Source organism: Streptomyces sp. NPDC058646, from assembly GCF_042716875.1.
Classification (GTDB): Bacteria; Actinomycetota; Actinomycetes; order Streptomycetales; family Streptomycetaceae; genus Streptomyces.
Map to the genome: position 1 here is coordinate 24,425 of NZ_JBHXRK010000029.1, position 23,730 is coordinate 48,154.

Sequence of the window (23,730 nt, forward strand, 5' to 3'; positions counted from 1 at the left end):
CCCCCGATCCAGGAGAGTCCGGAACCCGTGTACACGTTTGCGCTCGGCCCAGAGTGGCTGTCCCCGGACTATCTGATCTCGCACTTCGGACTGATCGGCATCCTGGTCATCGTCTTCGCGGAATCAGGGCTCTTCGCCTTCCTGCCCGGAGACTCGCTGCTGTTCACGGCGGGTCTGCTGGTCGCGGACGGCCAGTACATCAAGCAGCCGCTGTGGCTGGTCTGCACCCTGATCGTGGCCGCCGCGATCATCGGTGACCAGGTCGGCTACATGATCGGCAAGTATTTCGGCCCCAAGCTGTTCAACCGGCCGAACTCCAAGCTGTTCAAGCGGGAGAACCTCGACAAGGCGCACGAGTTCATGGACCGGCACGGTCCGAAGGCCATCGTGCTCGCCCGCTTCGTGCCGATCATCCGCACCTTCGCCCCGATGGTCGCCGGTGCCGGCTCGATGAAGTACCGCACCTTCCTGACCTACAACGTCATCGGCGGCATCAGCTGGGGCGCGGGCGTCACCGTCGCGGGCTACTGGCTCGGCCAGATCGAGTTCATCAAGACCAACGTCGAGCCGATCCTCGTCGGCATCGTCCTCATCTCGGTGATCCCGGTGGTGTTCGAGGTCCTGAAGGCCCGCAAGGAGAACAGGGCGAAGGCCGCCGAGGAGCCCGCCGTGGCCGCGGCCGACGGCTCCGGCCCGCAGGCCCCGGGCCAGCGCGGCCGCCACGCCAAGCGCTGACCCCGCCCGGCCCGCACCGGCACCCGTACCGCCCCGTCCGCCCCGGAAGCCCGCGAGAGCTCCGGGGCGGACGTGCGTCACCGTACGGGCGCGCTCCCGGGCCCCTGGGCAGGCGCCGCAGGCGGGTGCGGTCCTAGAAGCCGCGGGTGCGCTTGGCCGCCCGGCGCTTGGCGGCGCTCGCGGCGCCCGGGATGCGCATGAACAGGCGCGAGGCCTCCGATCCCAGGTTGACGCCGATCGCGATGGCCAGGGCGATGGCCGCGGCGTTCGTCAGCGACCCCAGCCCCTCGTTCAGCCGGTTCTCGGCGATCAGCAGCAGCCCGTAGTACGTCGCCGAGCCCGGCAGCAGCGGGCCGATGGCGGCCGTCACGTACGGCAGGGCGGAGGCGAAGCGGTAGCGGGAGAAGAGCTGCCCGAAGAGGCCCACCAGCCCGGCCGCGACGGCCGTGGAGGGCACCGGCGGGATGCCCCCCGCGTAGTGCAGGGCCCCGAAGGTCACCCAGGCCACCCCGCCGTTCAGGGTCACGATCCACACGGTCGAACGTTCCTGCTGGAGCAGGATCGCGAAGGTGAAGACCAGCACCATGGAGGCCGCGATCTGGACCAGCGGCCGCTGGTGGATCGCGAGCACCTCCTCCGGCCGCGGGGAGGGGCCGAGCTGGAGCCCGAGGTAGAGCACCACGAGCACGCCCATGATGATGCCGATGAAGAGGTACATGACCTCCAGCAACCGGGCCGAAGCGGTGATGTAGTAGCCGGTCAGGCCGTCCTGCACGGCCGCGACCAGGGCCCGCCCCGGCAGCAGGGCGAACAGCCCACCGGTGATCACGGCGGAGCCGCGCACGTCGATCGGCGTCAGGTTCAGGGCCACCCCGATGGCGGCGGGCGGCATCGCGGCGACCACGAACTGGTAGAACTCGGGCAGCCCGCGCCCGGCGCACAGCCACGCCAGGCGGTCGCCGAGCACCGCGCCGATCGCTGCCGCGAAGAAGACGAGGACCCCGCCGCCGACCAGGGTGGAGGCGGCCCCCGCGAGCAGTCCGGCGGAGGCGGTGAGCATCCATCCGGGGTACGGGTGCCGGTTGCGGCGGATCTCGGCGAGGCGCCGGTAGGCCTCCTCCAGCGAGACGTCGATCTCGTGGGCGCTGATGTCGTCCACGAGCCGGAACACGGCCGCGAGCCGGTTGTAGTCGGTGCCGCGGCGGCGTACGGTCCGGGCCGCCGAGACCGGATCGTCCACCAGCGAGGGCTGGTGGGTGATCGACAGCATGGTGAAGGTGACGGTGGGCTCGCAGCGGTCCAGCCCGTAGGAGCGGGCCACCGCGAACATGGCGGCCTCCACGTCCTCGGCACCCTCGCCGCCCGCCAGCAGCAGCTCGCCGATGCGCAGGGTCAGGTCGAGCACGCGGCCCACGGCGGGGCCGGCCTCGCTCTGCTTCTGGACGAGCTCCGGGACGGGCCGCACGTCGACCGGCATGCGCAGCATCGTGCGCATGCGGTCCTGCCAGGGCGATTCCTTCATCCGGGCCACCGGGAAGCCCTGGCCCGGGGTGTAGGCGGGCGGGGAGTGCTGGGCGCTGTAGACGCTGGGGGTCGCGAAGGCGGACCGTTCCGGTTCCGGCGTCTGCGGCTCGGCGCCCGGCGGGACGGCGAACTCGGAGGTCGGCTGGTCCTCTTCCGTGGCCCCGGGCTCCATCCCGGGTGGCGGAGTGAAGGCGCTGTGCGCCTCGTCGGACGTGGGCTTCCTGTCCTCTGCCCCGTCGGCTTCCGCCACGCGTCCTCCAGTCCGTGATCACCCGGCGGTATCAGTATGCGGAACGCCGCGATCCGCCGCGAAGCCGGACCCCTGCCGCACCTGGACACCACTCCGGTGCCGCCCTGCCCCGCAGCTGCCCGGGCCGCGCGCCGCACACGCGACAGCGGGCGGCACCCCTGCCGGGGTACCGCCCGCCTTGTCACACGGGGCGCGGGGGAGTCCCCCGGCCCGTCACGGCATCACCGCGAGCGCGCAGCTCAGTGGTGGCCGCCCTGCGCCTCCAGGCGCTTGTACGAGGCCTCGATCTCGGCCTCGGCCTCGGTGCGGCCGACCCAGTTCGCGCCCTCGACCGACTTGCCCGGCTCCAGGTCCTTGTAGACCTCGAAGAAGTGCTGGATCTCCAGGCGGTCGAACTCGGAGACGTGGTGGATGTCGCGCAGGTGCTCGACACGCGGGTCCGAGGCGGGGACGCACAGCAGCTTGTCGTCGCCGCCAGCCTCGTCCGTCATGCGGAACATGCCGATGGCGCGGCACTTGATCAGGCAGCCGGGGAAGGTCGGCTCGTCCAGGATGACCAGCGCGTCCAGCGGGTCGCCGTCCTCGCCGAGGGTGTTCTCGACGAAGCCGTAGTCGGCCGGGTAGCTGGTCGAGGTGAAGAGGCGACGGTCCAGACGGATCCGGCCGGTCTCGTGGTCCACCTCGTACTTGTTCCGCGAACCCTTGGGGATCTCGATGGTGACGTCGAACTCCACGTCCTGCTCCTCCATGATCAGCTTCATTGCTCCGAGCCTGCGTTCATTCACCTGCGTGCGCGTCCCGCCCAGCCCTGCCGGGTGGGGTGCCATGCTCGCGGCAAGACGCAGTGGTTAAGTGTCCCTCACGCATATGTGTGATCGCGAAAGGGGCTGGTCCGAGGTGCCATCGATCAAAACGTGGCAGCTCATCGCAGGGTCGGCCGTCTCCGGCCTCGCCCTGTCGGTGGCGACGGTGGCCGCCGCCGGTCCGTGGGACTCCGGCCAGCGTAAGGCCGAGCGGGAGCGAGCCGCCTCCTGGGGCCGTACGGGTGGCGCAGATCACGGTGGTGAGCGGCTGCCCGAGGCCGCGCCGAGCGCCCCCGGGGTGCTCGGCACCGTCGGCCCGGGAGCCCCGCGCAAGGAGGCCGCCGTCGGGGCGGCCGCCCCGGGCGGGCTGGAGGCGGCGCTGAAGCCGCTGCTCGCCGACCCGGCGCTCGGCACCGTCCGCACCGCCTCCGTGGTCGACACGGCCACCGGACAGGTGCTGTACGAGTCCGGGGCGCGGGACGCGATGACCCCCGCCTCGACGATCAAGATCGTCACTGCTGCCGCCGCGCTGGCCGCCCTCGGCCCCGAGCACCGGATCCGCACCACCGTGGTCCCCGGCGCCGCCCCCGGGCAGATCCTGCTGGTCGGCGGCGGAGACCCCTCCCTCACCGCCAGGAAGAACGCCCCCGCCGGATCCGGCGGCAGCCTCTACACCCTCGCCGCCGACACCGCCCAGGCCCTCAAGGCCGCGGGCACCGACAGCGTGACCCTCGGCTACGACGACAGCCTCTACACCGGCCCCGCCCGCCACCCGATCGGCGTCAACCCCAACATCGCGCTGGTCACCGCCCTGATGGCCGACGAGGGCCGCCCCGACGACTCCGTCTCCGGGCCCGTCGCCCGCACCGACGACCCGTCCGGGGACGCCGCCCGCGCCTTCGCCGCCCTGCTGGCCGAACGCGGCATCAAGGTCACCGGCGCACCCGCCCGGGCCAAGGCCGCCGCCGGTGCCCAGCCCCTGGCCACGACCCTCTCCACCCCCGTGGCCGGGCTCGTCGAGCGGATGCTGACCCACAGCGACAACGACATCGCCGAGGCCCTGGCCCGGCAGACCGCCCTGGCCTCCGGCCAGCCCGCCAGCTTCGAAGGCGCCGAGAAGGCCGTCACCGGCCGGCTCACCGCCCTCGGCGTCGACGTCGGCGGCTCCCGCTTCGCCGACGGCAGCGGCCTGGGACGGGCCGACAAGGTCAGCGCGGGTCTGCTGACCGCCCTGCTCGCCAAGGCCGCCGACCCCCAGCGCCCGGAGCTGCGGCCGGTCCTCACCGGGCTGCCCGTCGCCGGATTCACCGGGACCCTGCGCGCCCGCAACTCCGGCAGCTCCCCGGCCTCCGGCCTGCTCCGGGCCAAGACGGGCACCCTCAGCGGCGTGAACGCGCTCTCCGGGACCGTCGTCGACCCCTCCGGCCGGCTGCTGGCCTTCGCCTTCCTGACGGCGAACAGCCCGGACGGCCCGGCCGCCGAGAAGGGCCTCGACAAGCTGGCCGCGGCGGTGGCGACCGCTCCCTAGGGGGTCCGCGGAAGGGCCGGTCCACGTACGGTTGACGCATGACGAGCATCAGTGGTGCGGAGATGGTCGACTGGAACCTCGCGGTGGCGACCGCGACCCGGCTGGTGCGGCCCGGCCCGGAGGTCGGCCGGGACGAGGCCCGGGCCGTGGTCGCGGAGCTGCGCGAGCATGCCAGGACCTCGGAACGGCACGTACGGGAGTTCACCCGGATGATCGAAGAGGGGGCGGCGGTCCACGACACCCCCGTGCTCGTCGTCGACCGGGCGGGCTGGGTCAAGGCCAACGTGGCCGGCTTCCGGGAGCTGCTCCAGCCGCTCCTCGGCAAGATGCAGGAACGCCGCGCGGGCGCCCCCGGCGGAGCCGTCCTGGGCGCGGTCGGAGGCAAGGTCACCGGGGTCGAGCTGGGCATGCTGCTGAGCTTCCTGGCCTCGCGCGTCCTCGGCCAGTACGAGACCTTCGCGCCGGTCTCCCGCGACCTGCCGGGCTCGGCCGCCGGCGGCGGCAGACTGCTGCTCGTCGCCCCCAACATCGTCCACGTCGAACGCGAGCTGGAGGTGAACCCGCACGACTTCCGGCTGTGGGTCTGCCTGCACGAGGAGACGCACCGTACCCAGTTCACGGCCGTCCCGTGGCTGCGCGACCACCTCGAGGGCGAAATCCAGACGTTCCTGGGCGCCACCGAAATGGACCCGATGACCGTCCTGGAGCGGGTCCGCGAAGCCGCCCAGTCCTTCGCCGGCGCCCGTCCGGACGCCGAGAACGGCGAGGAGGGCCGGTCCCTCGTCGAGCTCGTGCAGACCCCCGAGCAGCGGGAGGTGCTCGCCCGGCTCACCGCCGTCATGTCCCTGCTGGAGGGCCACGCCGACTTCGTGATGGACGGCGTCGGCCCGCAGGTCGTGCCCTCGGTCGCCGAGATCCGGGAGAAGTTCCAGCAGCGCCGGGCCAATGGGGCCGGCCGCCTCGACGCGGCCCTGCGCAAGCTCCTGGGCCTCGACGCGAAGCTGCGCCAGTACCGCGACGGCGAGCGCTTCGTGCGCGCCGTGGTCGGCCAGGTCGGCATGGACGGCTTCAACCGCGTCTGGACCTCCCCGAACACGCTGCCGACCAAGGCCGAGATCGCCAAGCCCGCCGACTGGGTCGCCCGCGTCCACCGCAAGGGGAGCGAAGCAGGCTGACGCAAGGGGCCCAGGCCTGCCTGGCACCTGCGGGGCGGCGTCGCCCCGCAGGTGCCAGGCAGGCCTGAAGATGTCTCACTGGGGGAAGCAGCGTCACCCGTCCGAGGGACCGTGGGCCGTGAAAGGGCGTGCGATGCTCGGGGAACGGCTCGGCTCTGTCACCATCGACGCACTCTGAGTGACAACCCGCGCGTCCCGCGGGACCTCTCGCGGGGACACGGGACACCGAGCAGCACCCCAGCACACGACACCCCCCGGGCGGCGCCCACCGGCGCCGGCCGGGGGGAGCCTCCGAGGCATCCGAACTCCACCGAAGGGCACCGGACATGGGTCCCCATCCTGCGGTCGCGGCGATACGCCTGGCGGTCCGCCGCGTACTCCACGACGTCCTCACCGACCTCACCGATCTCCCCCAGACCCGGTCCGGGGGGACCCCCGGCGCCGTTCCGCGCGCCGGCGGCCGCCTCCCCGCGCCGACCCCGGCGGGCAGGCCGCCGCTCGTCCTCGTCGCCTGCTCCGGCGGTGCCGACTCGATGGCCCTCGCCTCGGCCCTCGCCTTCGAGGCCCCCAAACTCGGCATCCGGGCCGGCGGCATCACCGTCGACCACGGACTGCAGGCCGGATCCGACCTGCGCGCCGCCGAGGTCGTCTCCCGCATGACCGCGCTCCGCCTCGACCCGGTGGAGTCCGTCGCCGTGCGCGTCGGCCGCGAGGGCGGACCCGAGGCCGCCGCCCGCGACGCCCGCTACGGGGCCCTGGACGAGGCCGCCGACCGCCTGGGCGCCGTCGCCGTGCTGCTCGGCCACACCCGGGACGATCAAGCCGAAACCGTCCTGCTGGGCCTCGCGCGCGGCTCCGGCATCCGCTCCCTGTCCGGCATGCCGGAAGCTTCCGGTGGCCCGGGCGGCCCGGGCGGGCCCGGCCGCAGCCGCCGCTACCGCCGCCCCTTCCTCCAGGTCGACCGGCAGACCGCCCGCAAGGCCTGCATGGTCCAGTCCCTCCCCGTCTGGGACGACCCGCACAACATCGACCCCGCCTACACCCGCTCCCGCCTGCGCCACGAGGGGCTGCCCGCCCTGGAGAAGGCGCTGGGCAAGGGGGTCGTGGAGGCCCTCGCCCGGACCGCCCAGCTCTCCCGCGACGACGCCGACGCCCTGGACTCCTGGGCCGCCGAGGCCGAGACCGGCGTACGGGACGAGGACGGCCGCCTGGAGTGCGCCAAGCTGTACGCCCTTCCCCCGGCGGTCCGCCGCCGGGTGCTGCGCAGGGCCGTGGTCGCCGCCGGCTCTCCCGCGGGCTCGCTCTTCGCCCGCCACATCGAAGAAGTCGACCGCCTCATCACCGGATGGCGGGGTCAGGGCGCCATCAACCTGCCCGGCCGGGTCGAGGCCCAGCGGCAGGGTGGCAGACTTGTCATCCGGCAGGGCTGATTGGTGCTGAAGCACGGCTGAGTCCTCCGGGGGCACACCCCGGAGCCCCGGCCGACAACGAAAGTGATGCGGGTGGACGAGAAGGACATGGGCGGCGACCTCCAGTCGGTGCTCATCACCAAGGAAGAGATCGACGCGAAGCTGGCCGAGCTGGCCGCGAAGATCGACGCGGAGTACGCGGGCAAGGACCTGCTCATCGTCGGCGTCCTCAAGGGCGCGGTGATGGTGATGGCGGACCTGGCGCGCGCCTTGTCCACCCCGCTCACCATGGACTGGATGGCGGTGTCCTCGTACGGCGCCGGGACCCAGTCCTCGGGCGTGGTGCGGATCCTCAAGGACCTGGACACCGACATCAAGGACAAGCACGTCCTGATCGTCGAGGACATCATCGACTCCGGTCTGACGCTGTCCTGGCTGCTGTCGAACCTGGGATCCCGCCAGCCGGCCTCCCTGGAGGTCGTCACGCTGCTGCGCAAGCCCGACGCGGCGAAGGTCGCCATCGACGTGAAGTGGGTCGGTTTCGACATCCCGAACGAGTTCGTCGTCGGCTACGGCCTCGACTACGCCGAGAAGTACCGCAACCTGCCGTTCGTCGGCACGCTCGCCCCGCACGTCTACGGCGGCTGAAGCAGCGACCCGGGCGGGGAACCCTGGAGCGATTCCCGCCGTTGGAAGAGGGGAAGGCGGGTCTGTCAGCCGTCCCACGAGGCCGCGGGTGACAATTCAGGGGTACATTCCGAAGAACAGTCTTTACTCACAGCAGCATTTACCTACGGGCAGGAGGGACGGGGTGCCTGGCGCCCCGTATGGATGGACGTGAAGCGATACTTCCGTGGGCCGGTCATGTGGATCGTGCTGGCCGTCCTCGCCGTGGTCGTGTTGATGAATGTCGTCGGCTCAGGCGGCGGCTACAAGACGGTGGACACCAGCGAGGTCATCAAGGCGATCAACAGCGGCCAGGTGCAGAGCGCAGAGCTCACCACCGGCGACAGCCAGATGATCAAGGTCGAGCTGAAGAAGGACCAGAAGCTCGGCGACAACTCCGGCACCAAGTTCCAGGCCAACTACATCGGGGACCAGGGCGTCCAGCTCGCCCAGAACCTCCAGACCAAGTACGAAGCCGGTCAGATCCCGGACGGCTACAAGGTCGCGCCGGACAAGACCAGCCCGTTCCTGAGCGTGCTGCTCTCGCTCCTGCCCTTCGTGCTGATCGTCCTTGTCTTCCTGTTCCTGATGAACCAGATGCAGGGCGGCGGCTCCCGGGTCATGAACTTCGGGAAGTCCAAGGCCAAGCTCATCACCAAGGACACCCCGAAGACGACGTTCGCCGACGTCGCGGGTTCGGACGAGGCCGTCGAGGAACTCCACGAGATCAAGGAGTTCCTCCAGGAGCCGGCGAAGTTCCAGGCCGTCGGCGCCAAGATCCCCAAGGGCGTGCTGCTCTACGGCCCGCCCGGCACCGGCAAGACCCTGCTGGCGCGTGCCGTCGCGGGCGAGGCCGGCGTCCCGTTCTACTCGATCTCCGGTTCCGACTTCGTCGAGATGTTCGTCGGTGTCGGTGCCTCGCGTGTCCGCGACCTGTTCGAGCAGGCCAAGGCCAACGCTCCGGCGATCGTCTTCGTCGACGAGATCGACGCCGTCGGCCGGCACCGCGGTGCGGGTCTCGGCGGCGGCCACGACGAGCGCGAGCAGACCCTCAACCAGCTGCTCGTCGAGATGGACGGCTTCGACGTGAAGGGCGGGGTCATCCTGATCGCCGCCACGAACCGTCCGGACATCCTCGACCCGGCGCTGCTGCGCCCGGGCCGTTTCGACCGGCAGATCGCGGTCGACCGTCCGGACATGCAGGGCCGTCTGGAGATCCTCAAGGTCCACCAGAAGGGCAAGCCGGTCGCCCCGGACGTCGACCTGGGTGCGGTTGCCCGGCGTACGCCCGGCTTCACCGGTGCCGATCTCTCCAACGTCCTGAACGAGGCCGCGCTGCTCACGGCCCGCTCGGACAAGAAGCTGATCGACAACCACTCGCTGGACGAGGCGATCGACCGCGTCGTGGCGGGCCCGCAGAAGCGGACCCGGATCATGTCGGACCGGGAGAAGAAGATCACCGCGTACCACGAGGGCGGACACGCCCTGGTCGCGGCGGCTTCCCCGAACTCCGACCCGGTCCACAAGATCACGATCCTGTCCCGCGGCCGGGCCCTGGGCTACACCATGGTCCTGCCCGACGAGGACAAGTACTCGACCACGCGCAACGAGATGCTCGACCAGCTGGCGTACATGCTGGGCGGGCGCGCGGCCGAGGAGCTGGTCTTCCACGACCCGACCACGGGCGCGGCGAACGACATCGAGAAGGCCACCGCCACGGCGCGGGCCATGGTCACGCAGTACGGCATGACCGAGCGTCTCGGTGCGATCAAGTTCGGCGGCGACAACACCGAGCCGTTCCTGGGCCGCGAGATGGCGCACCCGCGGGACTACTCGGAAGAGGTCGCGGCGCTGGTCGACGAAGAGGTCAAGAAGCTCATCGAGACCGCGCACAACGAGGCCTGGGAGATCCTCGTCGAGAACCGTGACGTCCTCGACAACCTGGTCCTCGCGCTGCTGGAGAAGGAGACGCTGAACAAGGAGCAGATCGCCGAGATCTTCTCGACGATCGTGAAGCGTCCGGCCCGCCCCGCGTGGACCGGCTCCTCCCGCCGCACCCCCTCCACCCGTCCGCCGGTGCTCTCTCCCAAGGAGCTCCAGCTGACCAACTCGGCGAACGGCACGTCGGCCGTGTCGGTGGAGAAGGCCCCCGAGGCCTCGCCGGAGGAGCGCGCGGAGTAGTCCGCCGCCGATCCACCCGGAATGGAAGCCGCGCCCCCCAGGTTCTAGCCTGGGGGGCGCGGCGCTTTCGCATGTCCGCGAGCACAGACAGGAACGAGGAAGAGATGACCGACCCAGTGACCCTGACCGGTGGCGAGGGCACGATCGGCGAGTTCGACGAGAAGCGCGCCGAGGCGGCGGTCCGTGAGCTTCTGATCGCGGTCGGCGAGGACCCGGACCGCGAGGGCCTCCGGGAGACCCCCGGACGCGTGGCGCGGGCCTACCGGGAGATATTCGGCGGTCTGTGGCAGAAGCCCGAAGAGGTGCTGACCACGACGTTCGACCTCGGGCACGACGAGATGGTCCTGGTGAAGGACATCGAGGTCATGAGCTCCTGCGAGCACCACCTGGTGCCCTTCCACGGTGTCGCGCACGTGGGCTACATCCCGTCGAGCGACGGCAAGATCACCGGACTGTCGAAGCTGGCCCGGCTGGTGGACGTGTTCGCCCGCCGTCCCCAGGTCCAGGAGCGGCTGACCACCCAGATCGCGGACTCCCTGATGGAGATCCTGGATCCGCGCGGGGTGATCGTGGTCATCGAGTGCGAGCACATGTGCATGACCATGCGCGGGGTCCGCAAGCCCGGCGCGAAGACGATCACTTCGGCGGTCCGCGGCCAGCTCCGCGACCCGGCGACCCGCAACGAGGCCATGAGCCTCATCATCGCCCGCTGACGGGCGGCCCGGCGGCCCGCCCGGTCCGCCCCGCCGCCGTCAGGCGCGGGCCGGGGCTCCGGGGGCCTCGTCGTCGTCCTCGGGGAGTTTGAGGACGTGCTCCAGGAACAGGGCGGCGGCGACGACCGCCGCGCCTGCGAGGACCGAGAACCCGGCGTACCAGGCCTGGTCGCGGCGGGCGGGGACCTCCAGGGCCTCGGTCAGCAGGAAGACGCCCACACCGCCGTACATGCCCGCCACGAGGGCGGCCACCAGGGCGCTGGCCTGCCCGAAGACCACGGCGCGGGCCGCCATCAGCGGCTCCACGCCCTTGGCCTCCGGGCGGCGCTCGCGCTGGGCCTTGAGACGTGCCCGCAGGGACAGGGCGGTGGCCAGCAGCACCACGGCGATGGTGCCCAGGACGATCGGCGCGGCCAGCGGGACGCCCGGCAGACTGCCGTACGCGTTCCACAGCCGGGCGCCCGCCCAGGACAGGACCCCGGCGATGACGAAGATCCCCGCCAGGACCGCCGGCCTCAGTTGCTTCACTTGCCCGTTCCCCACTTTCAACGACTTGCCGTGGACAGGCTACTAACGACTACTCAGGCAGGCGGAGTTCCAGGTCCGGGCGCGGCGTGACGCCCGTCTGGCCGAGTTCGGTCAGCAGGGCGGCGACGGCGCCGTGGCCGGGGATCCGGGCCTCGGGGTCGATGTCGTGCCACGGGGCCAGGACGAAGGCCCGCTGGTGGGCGCGCGGGTGCGGGAGGGTGAGGACGGGGTCATCGGAGACCACGTCGGCGTACGCGACGATGTCGACGTCGATCGTGCGCGGGCCCCAGCGCTCCTCGCGGACGCGGTCGAAGGCCTCTTCGATGGCGTGTCCGCGCTCCAGGAGCGAGGAGGGGGGCAGCGTGGTCTTCACCGAGATGACGGCGTTGAAGTACGCGGGCTGCGATCCGGGGTCGACGCCCCACGGCTCGGTCTCGTACACCGAGGAGACGGCCTTGACCCGCAGGCCCGGGGTGTCCCCGAGGGCGTCGATGGCGCCCTGGAGGGTCTCCAGGCGGTTGCCGAGGTTCGCACCGAGCGCGATCACGGCCCATTTCGGGTTGGACAGGGTGACGTCCGCCGCGTCGACCGTCTCGACGACGGAGGCGGGTACCGGCTGCACCGTGGGGTCGCTCTGTGCGTTCAGTCCGTTGTTCATGCGCGGCTCCGGGTGATCGTGATGGTCACGTCGTCGAAGGGGACGGTGATGGGCGCGTCCGGTTTGTGGACGACCACCTCCACCTGCGCCACCGCTTCGTGCTTGAGGCACTGCTGGGCGATCCGCTCGGCGAGGGTCTCGATCAGGTCGACGGGCTCTCCCTGGACCACGTCGACGACCTCCTCGGCGACGACCCCGTAGTGCACGGTCTTCGCCAGGTCGTCTCCGGCCGCCGCGGGGCGGGTGTCGAGGTGCAGCACGAGGTCGACGATGAAGGTCTGGCCTTCCTCGCGTTCCCGGGGGAAGACGCCGTGGTGCCCGCGAGCCTTGAGGCCGCGCAGCGCGACACGATCCACGCGAATCACTCCTGCTTTCGTAAGTCTTCCGGTCCCGGGGCTTCCCGGGGCCATGGGCCTACGCCGAGTGCGGTCGGCGTCGTCCGTCTTCGAATTTACCTGCGAAACACCTCCGCTCCCGCCGGTGGGGTCAGGAGGCGTCCCCCTCCTCGTCCTCGTCGGACTCCGTGAGGACGGGAGAACCGTGGTGGGACCAGAGGCGCCAGCCCTCGGATGTGCGACGGAACACATTCGTGGCGACGACCAGCTGGCCGACGAGCGGGCCCAGTTCTCCGCCGTCCTCGGCGGGTCCGCCGCTGAGGATGTTCTCCGTGCACGTCACCAGCGCGGTGTCACCTATGACGGCCACTTTGGTGTCGGTGAGGAAGAACTGGATGTAGTCCGTGTGGGACATGATCAGCGCGTACGAGCGCAGGACCTCGCCGCGGCCCGCCAGCACCGGCCAGCCGGGGTGGACGCAGGAGATCTCGTCGTCGAGCCAGAGCGCCGACAGCGCGTCGAAGTCCCCCTGCTCCATGGCCTCGTAGAAGGCCGTGTTGACCTCTTCGACCGCCTCGATGTCGGTTCTGCTCACAGGGCTCCTTCTCGGTCGGTGGTCACAGCGCTCCTTCCACGGCGCGGGCCACCCGAACCGCGTCCGCGGTCGCCCGTACCTCGTGGACCCGTACGGCCCAGGCGCCCTGGTGCGCGGCGATCGCGGAGACGGCCGCGGTGGCCGCGTCGCGCTCGCGGGCGGGCGGCGGCGAGGCGTCGGCCGCGCCGGCCAGGACGCGGCCGAGGAAGCGCTTGCGCGAGGCGGCGATCAGCAGCGGGAAGCCGAGGGCGCGCAGGTCGGGCAGGTGGGCGACCAGGGCGAGGTCGTGTTCGGCGTTCTTGGCGAAGCCGAGGCCGGGGTCGACGACGAGCCGGTCGGGGGCGATGCCGCCGGCGACCACGGAGTCGATGCGGGTCCGGAGTTCGGCGGTGACCTCCGCCACCACGTCCTCGTAGACGGCGAGGCTGTTCATGCCGGCGCTGAAGCCGCGCCAGTGCATGACCACGAAGGGCACCTCGGCGGCCGCCACCGCCGCGATCATGCCGGGGTCGGCGAGGCCGCCGCTGACGTCGTTGACCAGGACCGCTCCGGCTTCGACGGCCCGGGCGGCCACGGCCGCGCGCATGGTGTCGACGGATACGGTGACGCCCTCGGAGGCGAGGCCGCGGACCACGGGGACGACCCGGCGCAGCTCCTCCTCCTCGTCGACGCGGGAGGCGCCGGGCCGGGTGGACTCGCCGCCGACGTCGACGAGGTCGGCGCCCTGGGCCACGAGGTCCAGGCCGCGCTTGACGGCCGCGGTGGTGTCGAACCAGCGGCCGCCGTCGGAGAAGGAGTCGGGGGTGACGTTGACGACGCCCATGACCCCGCAGCGGTCCCAGTCCGGCAGACCTGCGACCCGGCCCCTGCCGGTGGCTCCGCGCTTCGTGTTCATAGGTCCAAGGGTAGGGCTGACCTGGATACGGCAGGGCCCCGGCGCCTGTCGGCGGCCGGGGCCCTGACCTGCTCGGCGTGGACTAGGCCGCCTGCACCTCGCGCTCGGCCTGCTTGGGCACCACGGCGATGTGCTGGTGCGCGCAGGTGCGGACCGGCTTGGGACGGCGGCGGCCGGCGAAGAGCCGGGGCAGGGCCAGCGTCACGAACCCCTCGGCCTGCATCGCGGCGAAACCGATGCGGGGCAGGTCACGGGTGGTGCGGAAGACGACGAAGCGCGGCTCCCAGCGGGGGCGGAACTTCGCGTTGAACTTGTACAGCGACTCGATCTGGAACCAGCGGGAGAGGAAGACCAGCAGCCCGCGCCACATCCGCAGCACGGGGCCGGCGCCGATCTTCTCGCCGCGGGCGAGGGCCGAGCGGAACATCGCGAAGTTCAGCGAGACCTTCTCGATCTTGAGTGCGGGCGCGGCCTCCAGGGAGGCCACGATCAGCAGCTCGTTCATGCCCGGGTCGGCGGCGCGGTCGCGGCGCATCAGCTCCAGCGACATGCCGTCCTTGCCCCACGGCACGAAGTGCAGGACCGCCTTCAGGTCGCCGAAGGGGCTGGTGTCGCCCTCCTCCACCCGGTGGGCGGTGGCGATGAAGCAGTCCCCGTCGCCCGGGTCGCCGACCCGGCCCAGCGCCATGGAGAAGCCGCGCTCGGTGTCGGTGCCGCGCCAGGCGTCGGCGGCGCCGCGGACCTGGTCCAGCTCCTCCTCGGTGAGCTCGCTGACCCGGCGGACCTTGGTGGTGTAGCCATTGCGTTCGATGCGCTTCACCATTTGGCGGACGTTGCGCATGGCGCGGCCCGAGAGGGAGAAGTCTTTGACATCGACTATCGCCTCGTCACCCAGTTCCAGGGCGTCCAGCCCGGTCTCGCGGGTCCACACCTCGCCGCCGGTCTCGCTGCAGCCCATGACGGCCGGGGTCCAGGAGTGGGCCTTGGCCTCCTCCATGAACCGCTCGATGGCGCCGGGCCAGGCCTCGACGTCGCCGATGGGGTCGCCGGAGGCGAGCATCACGCCGGAGACGACCCGGTAGGTGACGGCGGCCTTGCCGCTGGGGGAGAAGACGACGGCCTTGTCGCGGCGGAGCGCGAAGTGGCCGAGGGAGTCGCGGCCGCCGTGCTTGGCGAGCAGCTCGCGCAGCTTGCCCTCGTCGTCGGCGGTGAGGTGGGCGGCCGGGTGCTCGGGGCGGAAGGCCAGGTAGATGGTGGTGAGCGCGGTCAGCATGCCGAGGGCGCCGAGGGAGTAACCGACGGTCCACGACACGCGTCCGGCGTAGTCGACGGGGCCCTCGAAGCCGAAGAGGCCGTAGACGACGTGCGTGATCTGCTCGTACAGGCCGGGGCTGCCGACGACCTTGCCCGGGTGGACGTTGACGATGACCAGGCCGAGCCCGATGGAGCCGGCGCTCATCAGGACGAAGTTCGCGAGCGCCTTCCAGCGGCTGCGCGGGTCGGGCAGTGCCCTGAATTCACCCTGATGGCGCAGCAGCAGCGCGAGCAGCACCGCCGCGATGACCACCCCGATGACCGAGTGCCGGTACGTGAACTGCGCCGCGGCGCCCGCCGGCAGCAGCACGACGGCGGCCCGCCAGGCCCGCCGCTTGTGGCGCTTGAGGCCGTGGGCGAGCAGCAGCAGCAGCACGCCCGCGCTGATCGAGAGGGCAGCCGCGAACGGTCCGAGGGAGCCGGGCAGCACCTCCGTGACCGCGTGGATCCGGCTGTGGCGGAATCGCGGGAAGACCCCGGCCGCGATGTCCAGAAGGCCGACGATCATGACGGCCGTACCTACCAGGCCGGGCACCGACTCCGGCCTGGGCCCGCTGAGGATTCGGCGGACCCTGCTCGGAACCTGTCCCGACTTATCGCCATCTATCCTGCTAGACATCGCTTCCCGTTGCTCCGCGAGAGATCATGTGGCCGAAGGCCGCGACAGCCTCCGGTGTGTGGTGCGTCCAGTAGGACGACATCGACGAGGAGCGGGTTCACTCTTCGTCGGAAATTTCCGGTCCTGCCATCAGAAAGTCGACTGACTGCTCATGGGTCTCACCAGTAATACGGTCCTGGCGTTGGCCATCATCGCGGGTGTGCTGCTCTTCGCGGCCACCGTCTGGTTCTGGCCGAAGCTCTCGGGCCGCACCTGGCGCGCGTTCACCGGGCGGATCGGGCTGCTGCTCGCGACGCAGCTCGCCCTGTTCGCCGCCGTCGGTCTCGCGGCCAACAAGTCGTTCCTGTTCTACGGGTCCTGGGCCGACCTGTTCGGCCAGGAGACGTCCATGGGCAAGGTCGTCGACCACTCGATGAGCAGCAAGGACATCAAGGTCGTCGACAAGCAGAAGCTGGACGTCCCCGGCGGCGCCAAGCCGCAGGTCGGCGGTCAGATCCTGAAGGTCGCGATCACCGGGCAGAAGTCCAGGATAACGAGCCCCGGCTACGTGTGGCTGCCGCCGGAGTACTTCCAGCCGCAGCACAAGGACGAGAACTTCCCCGCGTCCATCGTCCTGACCGGCTACCCGGGCACCGCCGAGAACCTGATCAAAGGGCTCGACTACCCGATGAAGGCCTTCAGCCTGTCCAAGGCGGGCAAGATGAAGCCGATGATCCTGGTCATGATGCGCCCGACCGTCGCGCCCCCGCGTGACACCGAGTGCGTGGACATACCCGGTGGCCCGCAGACCGAGACCTTCTTCGCGCAGGACCTCCCGCAAGCCATCACGGACACCTTCCGGGTCGGCAAGGAAGCCAAGAACATGGGCTTCATCGGCAACTCCACGGGCGGCTACTGCGCCCTGAAGATCGCCGCCCACCACCCGCAGAACTTCGGTGCGGCCGCGGCTCTTTCCGCCTACTACGAGGCCCCGGACGACCCGACCACGGGCGACCTGTTCCACGGGGACGACAAGCTGAAGAAGCGGGCGGACGTCCTGCACACCATGGCGAACAAGGAGCCGTCCGGTACGTCCTTCCTGGTGACCAGCAGCGAGACGGGCGAACCGAACCTCGGTGACACCAAGAAGTTCGTCAAGCTGGTCAAGAGCCCGGACCGGGTCTCCTCGATCATCCTCGACAGCGGCGGCCACAACTTCAACACGTGGCGCCGCGAGATCCCCCCGATGCTGGTGTGGATGAGCGGGCGCATCGAGGCCTGAGCCTCCCGCCCGCCCGTGAAGAAGGGCCCGACCCCTCCGGTCGGGCCCTTCTCCTCTTCCTACGCCTTCTGCAACCGGGCGCGGCGCAGGGCCCGGTGGACGCCCTCCGGGGTCAGTACGCCGACCAGCGCGCCCGATACCGGGTCCGTGACGCCGATCCGGCCCGAGTCCTCCTGGAGCAGCGCGGCGAGCGCCTCGCGCAGGCTGGCCCCCAGTTCCACGGACGCGCCCGGGGCCTTGCCCTCCGCCGCCGCCAGGTCGGCCGGCCCGACGGGGGTGACGGCGAGCCGCTTGAGCCCCCGGTCGGCGCCGACGAAGGAGGCCACGTACGCGGTGGCGGGCGCGCCCAGCACCGCGGCCGGGCTCGCGAACTGCTCGATGGTGCCCGCTCCGTAGACGGCGATGCGGTCGCCGAGCCGGACGGCCTCCTCCAAGTCGTGGGTGACCAGCAGGATGGTCTTGCGCACCGTCTTCTGCAGGGTCAGGAACTCGTTCTGCAGGCGCTCGCGCACCACCGGGTCCACCGCGCCGAACGGCTCGTCCATCAGCAGCACCGGCGGATCGGCGGCGAGCGCGCGGGCCACGCCGACGCGCTGGCGCTGGCCGCCCGAGAGCTGCTCCGGGTACCGGCGCCCGTAGACGGCCGGATCCAGTCCCACCAGTTCGAGGAGCTCGGCCGCGCGGGCGCGGGCCCTGGCCCTGGAGGTGCCGATCAGCTGGGGCACGGTCGCCGTGTTCTCCAGCACGGTCTTGTGGGGGAACAGCCCGACCTGCTGGATGACGTAGCCGATCCGGCGCCGCAGCTCCACGGGGTCGGCGGCGGAGATGTCCTCGCCGCCGAGCAGGATCCGGCCGGAGGTCGGCTCGATGAGCCGGTTGACCATCTTCATCGTGGTCGTCTTGCCGCATCCGGACGGGCCCACGAGGGTGACCAGCTCGCCCTCCGCCACCTCGAAGGACAGGTCCTCGACGGCCGTCGTCCCGTCGGGGTAGCGCTTGGTCACGTGCTCGAATCGGATCACGCGGGCCATCCTCCCCTACCGGCCGTCAGGTTGTGGCGAAGACTTTGTCAGGGGAGTGTTGCGCCTGTGCGAAGGTTTCCGGCCGTCGAGGGTGTCGGGGGTTAGGGTCGCCGGTGTACGTCGGATCGGTGACAGGGGGCGGGGCATGGCCGGGCAGAACTGCCTGGTGGCGAACGACTGGTTCTGCTGGGAGTACGTCACCTCCCGCTCCCAGGAGCTGACCGACGCCACCGTGGAACACATCTGGATCACAGCTGTGTCCGTGGTCGTGGGCATCGCCGTCGCCGTCCCCCTGGCCCTGCTGGCCCGCCGCGGACGCCGCTGGGCGGCTCCGGTGCTGGGCCTGACCACCCTGCTCTACACGATCCCCTCGCTCGCCATGTTCTCCCTGCTGCTGCCGCTCTTCGGTCTGTCGGCGGCGCTCGTGGTGACCGGGCTGGTGCTGTACTCGCTGACCATCCTCGTCCGCAACGTCCTGGCCGGCCTGGAGGCCGTCCCCGAGGAGGTCCGGGAAGCCGCGCGCGGCATGGGGTACGGGCCCGGCCGGCTGCTGTGGCAGGTCGAACTGCCCCTGGCGCTGCCCGCACTGCTCGCCGGGGTGCGGATCGCCACCGTCTCCACGGTCGCGCTGACCACGGTCGGCTCCATCGTCGGCAAGGGCGGCCTGGGAAACCTGATCGCTCCCGCCGTCAACAGCTCCTTCAAGGCCCAGGTGCTCACCGCCTCCGTGCTGTGCGTCCTGCTCGCGCTCGTGGCGGACCTGCTGCTCCTCGGAGCGCAGCGGCTGCTCACGCCGTGGACGCGGGCCGCGCGCCCGGCGAAGGGGGCCTGAGGCATGGGCGTGATGGAAGGGGCCTGGGACTGGCTGGCCGACGGCGCCAACTGGTCCGGGGAGAGCGGGGTCTGGCACCGGCTCGCCGAGCACGTCTACGTCAGCGGGATCGCGCTCGCGATCGCCTGCGCGGTGGCACTGCCCGTCGGTCTGTACCTGGGCCACCTCGGCAAGGGCGGCGCCCTCGCGGTGAACGTCTCCAACATCGGCCGGGCCGTGCCCGTCTTCGCGGTGCTGGCCCTGTTCATGGTCTCGCCGCTGCGCAACGCGGGCTACCTGCCCACCATCGCCGCACTCGTCCTGTTCGCCGTGCCTCCGCTGCTGACCAACGCCTACGTGGGCATGCGCGAGGTCGACCGGTCCGTGGTGGAGGCCGCCCGGGGCATGGGCATGTCCGGTGGCCAGCTCTTCTGGCGGGTCGAACTCCCGCTGGCGCGCGACCTGGTGATGACCGGCCTGCGGTCGGGCGCCGTCCAGGTCATCGCGACGGCCACCATCGCGGCCATGGTCGGCCAGGGCGGCCTCGGCCGGATCATCACCGCCGGCTTCAACACGTACAACACGGCCCAGGTCGTCGCGGGCGCCCTGCTGGTGGCGGCGCTGGCCCTGCTGGTGGAGGGCGCCCTGGTGGCGGCGGACCGGCTGCTGCCGCGTCCCGCCAGGCGCAGGGCCACCGCCTGACCTTCCCGCTCCCGTGCCCCTTCCGTCCGTCCCGCCTTCCCACTCCTCTGGAGGAGACCATGAGCAAGTCCACGCGCGTCCTCGGCGCGGCCCTGGGCGCGGTGGCCCTGACCGCCTCGCTCACCGCGTGCGGCGGTGAGAGCCTGGAGAAGAGCAAGGACGCCGGTTCCTCCTCTTCCCCGGGCGGTTCGGGTGACAAGGGCAGCCTGGTGATCGGCGCGGCCGGCTTCACCGAGTCCAACGTGCTGGCCGAGCTGTACGCGCAGGTCCTCCGGGGCGCCGGGTACGACACCTCGGTCAAGACGGTCAACAACCGTGAGCTGTACGAGCCGTCCCTGGAGAAGGGCGAGATCGACGTCGTCCCGGAGTACGCGGCCACGCTCGCCGAGTTCCTCAACGCCAAGGTGAACGGGGCGAAGGCGCCGGAGGAGAAGCCGGTCGCGTCGAGCGACGTCGCGGCGACCGTCGCGGCGCTGGAGAAGCTGGCGGGCCCGCTCGGTCTGAAGGCGCTGTCGCCGGGTGAGGCCGTCGACCAGAACGCCTTCGCCGTATCCAGGGAATTCGCCGAGAAGAACAATCTCAAGACCCTTTCCGATCTCGGCAGGTCCGGGCTGAAGGTGAAGATCGCGGCGGGCGACGAATGCTCCGTCCGCCCCTTCTGCGCCCCGGGGCTGAAGAAGACGTACGGAATCGACGTGTCCGGCGTCGACCCCAAGGGCGTCGGCACCCCGCAGTCGAAGCAGGCGGTCAAGGACGGCACGGACCAGCTGGCGCTGACCACGACCACGGACGCCACGCTCGACAGCTTCGGCCTGGTCCTCCTGGAGGACGACAAGAAGCTCCAGAACGCCGACAACGTGCTGCCGGTGGTCAACGCCAAGGACGCGGGCGCCCCGGAGGTCGCGGAGGCCCTCGGCGCGCTGACCAAGGTCCTCACGACGGCCGACCTCGTCGACCTGAACCGCAAGGTGGACGCCGAGCGGGCCAAGCCGGCGGACGTCGCGAAGGCCTACCTGGACGCCAAGGGCCTGCTGAAGAAGTAGCAGTTACGAGGTTGATGGAGAAATGTGGGGTAACTGCCCGGGAAGAGATTGCCGGGCAGGTATCCCACACCACCTCCACTCCCTGTAAATTTCAGGCCATGCCCCGTGGACGCCACCGCAATCCCGAACCCCTGCACAGGCTGCTCACGCCGACGACGGTCGCCGGTGTGTCCGTCACCAGCGCCGGCGCGGCCTGGCTCCTCGCGGGCCCCGACGACGGAACCGCGCTCAGGCTGCTCGTGGCCCTCGCGGCGGCCGCCGCAGTGGCCGGCGCCGTGGTGATGCGCGCCTGGGACCGCTCGGCGGGCCGCAGGGTCGCGGAACTCGCGCGCGAGCGCGTCAAGGACGAGTGGAGGACCGAGGAGCGGATAGCCGAGCTGGAGTCCGACCTCGAAGAGGCGCGCCTCCTGCGCGGCAGGCTCGACGCCAAACTGCGCGCGAAGCGCGTCGAACTGGCCGGGCTGCGGGGCGAGCACGCGGCGCTGCTGCGGCGGTACGCGACGGCCGAGACCGAGCGCGCCAGCGCGCTGGAAGGCCGCCGCCTGCTGGCCATCGAGGCCGCGGCGGCCCCGGCCACCGCGCCGAAGGAGCTTCCGGCCGTCTCCGAGGAGCGCACCTCGGCGGGCGCGCCCACCTCGGTCGGCTACGCCCGGGCCCTCGCGGCGCTGGGCGCGCTGGCCGCCAGGCGGCAGGCCCGCGAGCTGCCCGACGGGGACCCGGACCCGGACCCCGCGCCCGCGCTCTCCCCCGCGGCCCCGTCCCTTCCGGCCCCTGCCCCGGCCGGCCCCGCGCCGGCCGCCCCGGCCCGGGCGGCCGCGGTGCCCGCGCGCCGGCCGGCGTCCGCGGTGGCCCCGTACGCGGCGCAGCAGCGCACCACGTCCCGCGTCGAGGGCGGCTTCGACTTCTTCGGCACCAAGAACGCGGCGCAGGCCCGTGCGGTGATCGAGGCGGTGCAGAACGAGGACCTGGCCGACGTGGTCGGTGCGGAGGCACTGGCGGTGCACGAGGCGGAGTCGGCGCAGACCGCCGCCGAACCGGCGTCCGGCAAGGGCGCGGTCAAGCCGGCCACCGCCCAGACGCGCGCGGTGGGCCAGGTCATCGACCTGACGGCCCACGACGAGACCGAGCCGATCGACGTGGCCCGGCTCCGCACCGCGATCTCGTAGTCCGGCACCGCCCCCTGGGGCAGGGACGGCGGGCGGACCGGCCCCGGTCCCGGTTGCGGTGGTGCCGTGCGGCCAGGACGTCCGGGGCGGCGAGGCCGCCGAGTACGGCCGCCGGGGCCACGGCGAGGGCCCCGCGCGTGAGCCACTGCCGGCGCCGCTGCTGCTCGTCGGCCCGCGCGATCGTCATGTCCGGAACGCCGGTCCGGCCGTCCGGCGGGCGGCATCCCCGGCTCCCCCCGGCCGTTGCGGGGGAGAACCCCCGGCCGCCCGCGGCGCCGGGGTTCGCGCCCACCCGGCGCACCTCAGAACAGCGGCAGCTGCCCCGGGTGTTCGGACAGGACGAAGCCGTCCAGGGTGGGCGCCGAGGCGCCGAGCACCACCCGCGCCCGCGAGCCGGGACAGGAGACCAGCTCGCCGCGGTCCCGTCCGGCGGGAGGATCGTGGCGGGCGATCCGGCCGGCGGTGACGGCGCAGTCACGGCCGCAGCTGGGGCAGGCCCGGCGGGGGGAATGGGACATGCCCCCAGTCTGCCCTGCCGCACCGACAGCGGTGTGCCCGGCCGCGCGGCCGGCGCCCCGGGACGGCCCCGCGCGACGGCTACTTGTCGATGTCGCCGACCACGAAGAACAGCGAACCCAGGATCGAGACCATGTCCGCGACCAGCTGGCCCGGGAGCAGGACCGCCAGCGCCTGGATGTTGTTGTACGAGGCGCTGCGCAGCTTCAGCCGGTACGGGGTCTTCTCGCCCTTCGAGACCAGGTAGTAGCCGTTGATGCCCAGGGGGTTCTCGGTCCAGGCGTAGGTGTGGCCCTCGGGCGCCTTCAGCACCTTGGGCAGGCGCTGGTTGACGGGCCCGGGCGGAAGTTCGGCCATCCGGTCCAGGCAGGCCACCGCCAGGTCGAGGGCGTTGTGGGTCTGGTCCAGCAGGACCTCGAAGCGGGCCAGGCAGTCGCCTTCGGAGCGGGTGACCACCTCGAGGACGTCCTGGAGCTCGCCGTAGGCCAGGTACGGCTCGTCGCGGCGCAGGTCGAAGTCGACGCCGGAGGCGCGGGCGATCGGACCGGAGACCCCGTACGCGTGCACCGCCTCGGCGGAGAGCACGCCGACGCCCCGGGTCCGGGCGCGGAAGATCTCGTTCCCGCGGACCAGCTTGTCGTAGACGTCCATACGGGTGCGGACGTCGGCGATCGCGGCGCGGGCCCGGCCGAGCCAGCCGGCCGGGAGGTCCTCCTTGAGGCCGCCGACGCGGTTGAACATGTAGTGCATCCGGCCGCCGGAGATCTCCTCCATGACGGCCTGCAGCTCCTCGCGCTCGCGGAACGCGTGGAAGATCGGGGTGATCCCGCCCAGCTCCAGCGGGTACGACCCGAGGAACATCAGGTGGTTCAGGACGCGGTTCAGCTCGGCCAGCAGCGTCCGCATCCACACGGCCCGCTCGGGGACCTCCATGCCGAGCATCCGCTCGACGGCCATGACCACACCGAGTTCGTTCGAGAACGCGGACAACCAGTCGTGGCGGTTCGCGAGCATCACGATCTGGCGGTAGTCCCGGGCCTCGAAGAGCTTCTCGGCGCCGCGGTGCATGTAGCCGACCACCGGCTCCGCGCTGACGATCCGCTCCCCGTCCAGGACGAGGCGCAGGCGCAGCACGCCGTGCGTGGAAGGGTGCTGGGGGCCGATGTTGAGCACCATGTCGGTGCTCTCCGCCGCACCGCCGATGCCGACCGTGGTCTCCGTCATGCGGGCATTGTCTCAGCCGCGGGGCGCGCCGCGTCGACCAGCCCGGGCTCGCGGCGT

General features: G+C 71.7%; 22 protein-coding genes and 1 pseudogene. 12 read left to right on the forward strand and 11 right to left on the reverse strand.

What is annotated here, in order from left to right:
• Positions 1 to 27 precede the first annotated feature (27 nt).
• Positions 28 to 705 (forward strand): annotated as a pseudogene (locus ACFWUZ_RS29190) (DedA family protein); the annotation flags it as partial.
• Between the two features lie 163 nt (positions 706 to 868).
• Here the strand turns inward: ACFWUZ_RS29190 and ACFWUZ_RS29195 are convergent.
• The gene (locus ACFWUZ_RS29195; RefSeq protein ID WP_384379287.1) at positions 869 to 2,509 is read right to left on the reverse strand and encodes a threonine/serine exporter ThrE family protein; all 1,641 of its coding nucleotides are present in this window, start codon (positions 2,507 to 2,509) and stop codon (positions 869 to 871) included.
• A 239-nt stretch (positions 2,510 to 2,748) separates the two neighbouring features.
• Positions 2,749 to 3,243, reverse strand: a complete 495-nt coding sequence (locus ACFWUZ_RS29200) for an inorganic diphosphatase (protein ID WP_008742522.1) — start codon at positions 3,241 to 3,243, stop codon at positions 2,749 to 2,751.
• Positions 3,244 to 3,376: 133 nt separating this feature from the next.
• On the opposite strand from ACFWUZ_RS29200, the gene dacB reads away from it, so the two are divergent.
• From dacB to folE, 6 genes are all read left to right on the forward strand, one after another.
• Complete coding sequence (gene dacB, locus ACFWUZ_RS29205) at positions 3,377 to 4,840, forward strand: D-alanyl-D-alanine carboxypeptidase/D-alanyl-D-alanine-endopeptidase (protein ID WP_384379290.1); 1,464 nt, start codon at positions 3,377 to 3,379, stop codon at positions 4,838 to 4,840.
• A 38-nt stretch (positions 4,841 to 4,878) separates the two neighbouring features.
• Positions 4,879 to 6,015: a zinc-dependent metalloprotease gene (locus tag ACFWUZ_RS29210; RefSeq protein WP_384379293.1), complete on the forward strand. Its 1,137-nt coding sequence runs from the start codon at positions 4,879 to 4,881 to the stop codon at positions 6,013 to 6,015.
• Between the two features lie 326 nt (positions 6,016 to 6,341).
• Entirely contained in the window at positions 6,342 to 7,445 is a 1,104-nt protein-coding gene (gene tilS, locus ACFWUZ_RS29215; protein WP_384379296.1) for a tRNA lysidine(34) synthetase TilS, read from the forward strand.
• 66 nt (positions 7,446 to 7,511) lie between these two features.
• Complete coding sequence (gene hpt, locus ACFWUZ_RS29220) at positions 7,512 to 8,072, forward strand: hypoxanthine phosphoribosyltransferase (RefSeq protein WP_362394741.1); 561 nt, start codon at positions 7,512 to 7,514, stop codon at positions 8,070 to 8,072.
• 183 nt (positions 8,073 to 8,255) lie between these two features.
• A complete protein-coding gene (gene ftsH / locus ACFWUZ_RS29225; protein WP_384379300.1) occupies positions 8,256 to 10,271 on the forward strand; it encodes an ATP-dependent zinc metalloprotease FtsH in 2,016 nt (671 codons plus the stop codon).
• 104 nt (positions 10,272 to 10,375) lie between these two features.
• Positions 10,376 to 10,984 (forward strand): GTP cyclohydrolase I FolE, encoded by a 609-nt coding sequence (folE, locus tag ACFWUZ_RS29230; protein ID WP_384379303.1) that lies wholly within the window; start codon positions 10,376 to 10,378, stop codon positions 10,982 to 10,984.
• Positions 10,985 to 11,023: 39 nt separating this feature from the next.
• Here folE and ACFWUZ_RS29235 read toward each other — a convergent pair whose 3' ends face one another.
• The 6 genes from ACFWUZ_RS29235 to ACFWUZ_RS29260 all read right to left on the reverse strand — a co-directional run bounded on the left by ACFWUZ_RS29235 (position 11,024) and on the right by ACFWUZ_RS29260 (position 15,928).
• Entirely contained in the window at positions 11,024 to 11,512 is a 489-nt protein-coding gene (locus ACFWUZ_RS29235; protein WP_384379306.1) for a DUF3180 domain-containing protein, read from the reverse strand.
• Positions 11,513 to 11,561: 49 nt separating this feature from the next.
• A complete protein-coding gene (gene folK, locus ACFWUZ_RS29240) occupies positions 11,562 to 12,170 on the reverse strand; it encodes a 2-amino-4-hydroxy-6-hydroxymethyldihydropteridine diphosphokinase (RefSeq protein WP_384379309.1) in 609 nt (202 codons plus the stop codon).
• The gene (gene folB / locus ACFWUZ_RS29245; protein ID WP_030010912.1) at positions 12,167 to 12,526 is read right to left on the reverse strand and encodes a dihydroneopterin aldolase; all 360 of its coding nucleotides are present in this window, start codon (positions 12,524 to 12,526) and stop codon (positions 12,167 to 12,169) included. Before folB ends, folK begins: the two co-directional genes overlap by 4 nt.
• Positions 12,527 to 12,656: 130 nt before the next feature.
• Positions 12,657 to 13,043, reverse strand: a complete 387-nt coding sequence (locus ACFWUZ_RS29250; protein WP_384379477.1) for a nuclear transport factor 2 family protein — start codon at positions 13,041 to 13,043, stop codon at positions 12,657 to 12,659.
• 79 nt (positions 13,044 to 13,122) lie between these two features.
• Complete coding sequence (gene folP, locus ACFWUZ_RS29255) at positions 13,123 to 13,995, reverse strand: dihydropteroate synthase (RefSeq protein WP_384379313.1); 873 nt, start codon at positions 13,993 to 13,995, stop codon at positions 13,123 to 13,125.
• An 82-nt stretch (positions 13,996 to 14,077) separates the two neighbouring features.
• Positions 14,078 to 15,928, reverse strand: a complete 1,851-nt coding sequence (locus ACFWUZ_RS29260; RefSeq protein WP_384379316.1) for a phosphatidylglycerol lysyltransferase domain-containing protein — start codon at positions 15,926 to 15,928, stop codon at positions 14,078 to 14,080.
• Positions 15,929 to 16,079: 151 nt separating this feature from the next.
• Here ACFWUZ_RS29260 and ACFWUZ_RS29265 point away from each other — a divergent pair, with 151 nt between their 5' ends.
• Positions 16,080 to 17,189, forward strand: coding sequence for an alpha/beta hydrolase (locus tag ACFWUZ_RS29265; protein WP_384379319.1), 1,110 nt, complete (start codon positions 16,080 to 16,082; stop codon positions 17,187 to 17,189).
• Positions 17,190 to 17,248: 59 nt separating this feature from the next.
• On the opposite strand, the gene ACFWUZ_RS29270 is transcribed toward ACFWUZ_RS29265, so the two are convergent.
• Complete coding sequence (locus tag ACFWUZ_RS29270) at positions 17,249 to 18,211, reverse strand: ABC transporter ATP-binding protein (RefSeq protein ID WP_384379322.1); 963 nt, start codon at positions 18,209 to 18,211, stop codon at positions 17,249 to 17,251.
• A gap of 145 nt (positions 18,212 to 18,356) precedes the next feature.
• Here ACFWUZ_RS29270 and ACFWUZ_RS29275 point away from each other — a divergent pair, with 145 nt between their 5' ends.
• The 4 genes from ACFWUZ_RS29275 to ACFWUZ_RS29290 all read left to right on the forward strand — a co-directional run bounded on the left by ACFWUZ_RS29275 (position 18,357) and on the right by ACFWUZ_RS29290 (position 21,933).
• The gene (locus ACFWUZ_RS29275; protein WP_384379325.1) at positions 18,357 to 19,043 is read left to right on the forward strand and encodes an ABC transporter permease; all 687 of its coding nucleotides are present in this window, start codon (positions 18,357 to 18,359) and stop codon (positions 19,041 to 19,043) included.
• Between the two features lie 3 nt (positions 19,044 to 19,046).
• Complete coding sequence (locus ACFWUZ_RS29280) at positions 19,047 to 19,724, forward strand: ABC transporter permease (RefSeq protein ID WP_384379328.1); 678 nt, start codon at positions 19,047 to 19,049, stop codon at positions 19,722 to 19,724.
• Between the two features lie 59 nt (positions 19,725 to 19,783).
• Positions 19,784 to 20,767 (forward strand): ABC transporter substrate-binding protein, encoded by a 984-nt coding sequence (locus tag ACFWUZ_RS29285; protein ID WP_384379331.1) that lies wholly within the window; start codon positions 19,784 to 19,786, stop codon positions 20,765 to 20,767.
• A 98-nt stretch (positions 20,768 to 20,865) separates the two neighbouring features.
• Complete coding sequence (locus ACFWUZ_RS29290; protein WP_384379334.1) at positions 20,866 to 21,933, forward strand: hypothetical protein; 1,068 nt, start codon at positions 20,866 to 20,868, stop codon at positions 21,931 to 21,933.
• A 302-nt stretch (positions 21,934 to 22,235) separates the two neighbouring features.
• Here ACFWUZ_RS29290 and ACFWUZ_RS29295 read toward each other — a convergent pair whose 3' ends face one another.
• Both ACFWUZ_RS29295 and ACFWUZ_RS29300 read right to left on the reverse strand, forming a co-directional pair.
• A complete protein-coding gene (locus ACFWUZ_RS29295; protein ID WP_384379337.1) occupies positions 22,236 to 22,451 on the reverse strand; it encodes a hypothetical protein in 216 nt (71 codons plus the stop codon).
• 79 nt (positions 22,452 to 22,530) lie between these two features.
• Positions 22,531 to 23,673, reverse strand: a complete 1,143-nt coding sequence (locus ACFWUZ_RS29300; protein WP_384379340.1) for an NADH-quinone oxidoreductase subunit D — start codon at positions 23,671 to 23,673, stop codon at positions 22,531 to 22,533.
• Positions 23,674 to 23,730 lie beyond the last annotated feature (57 nt).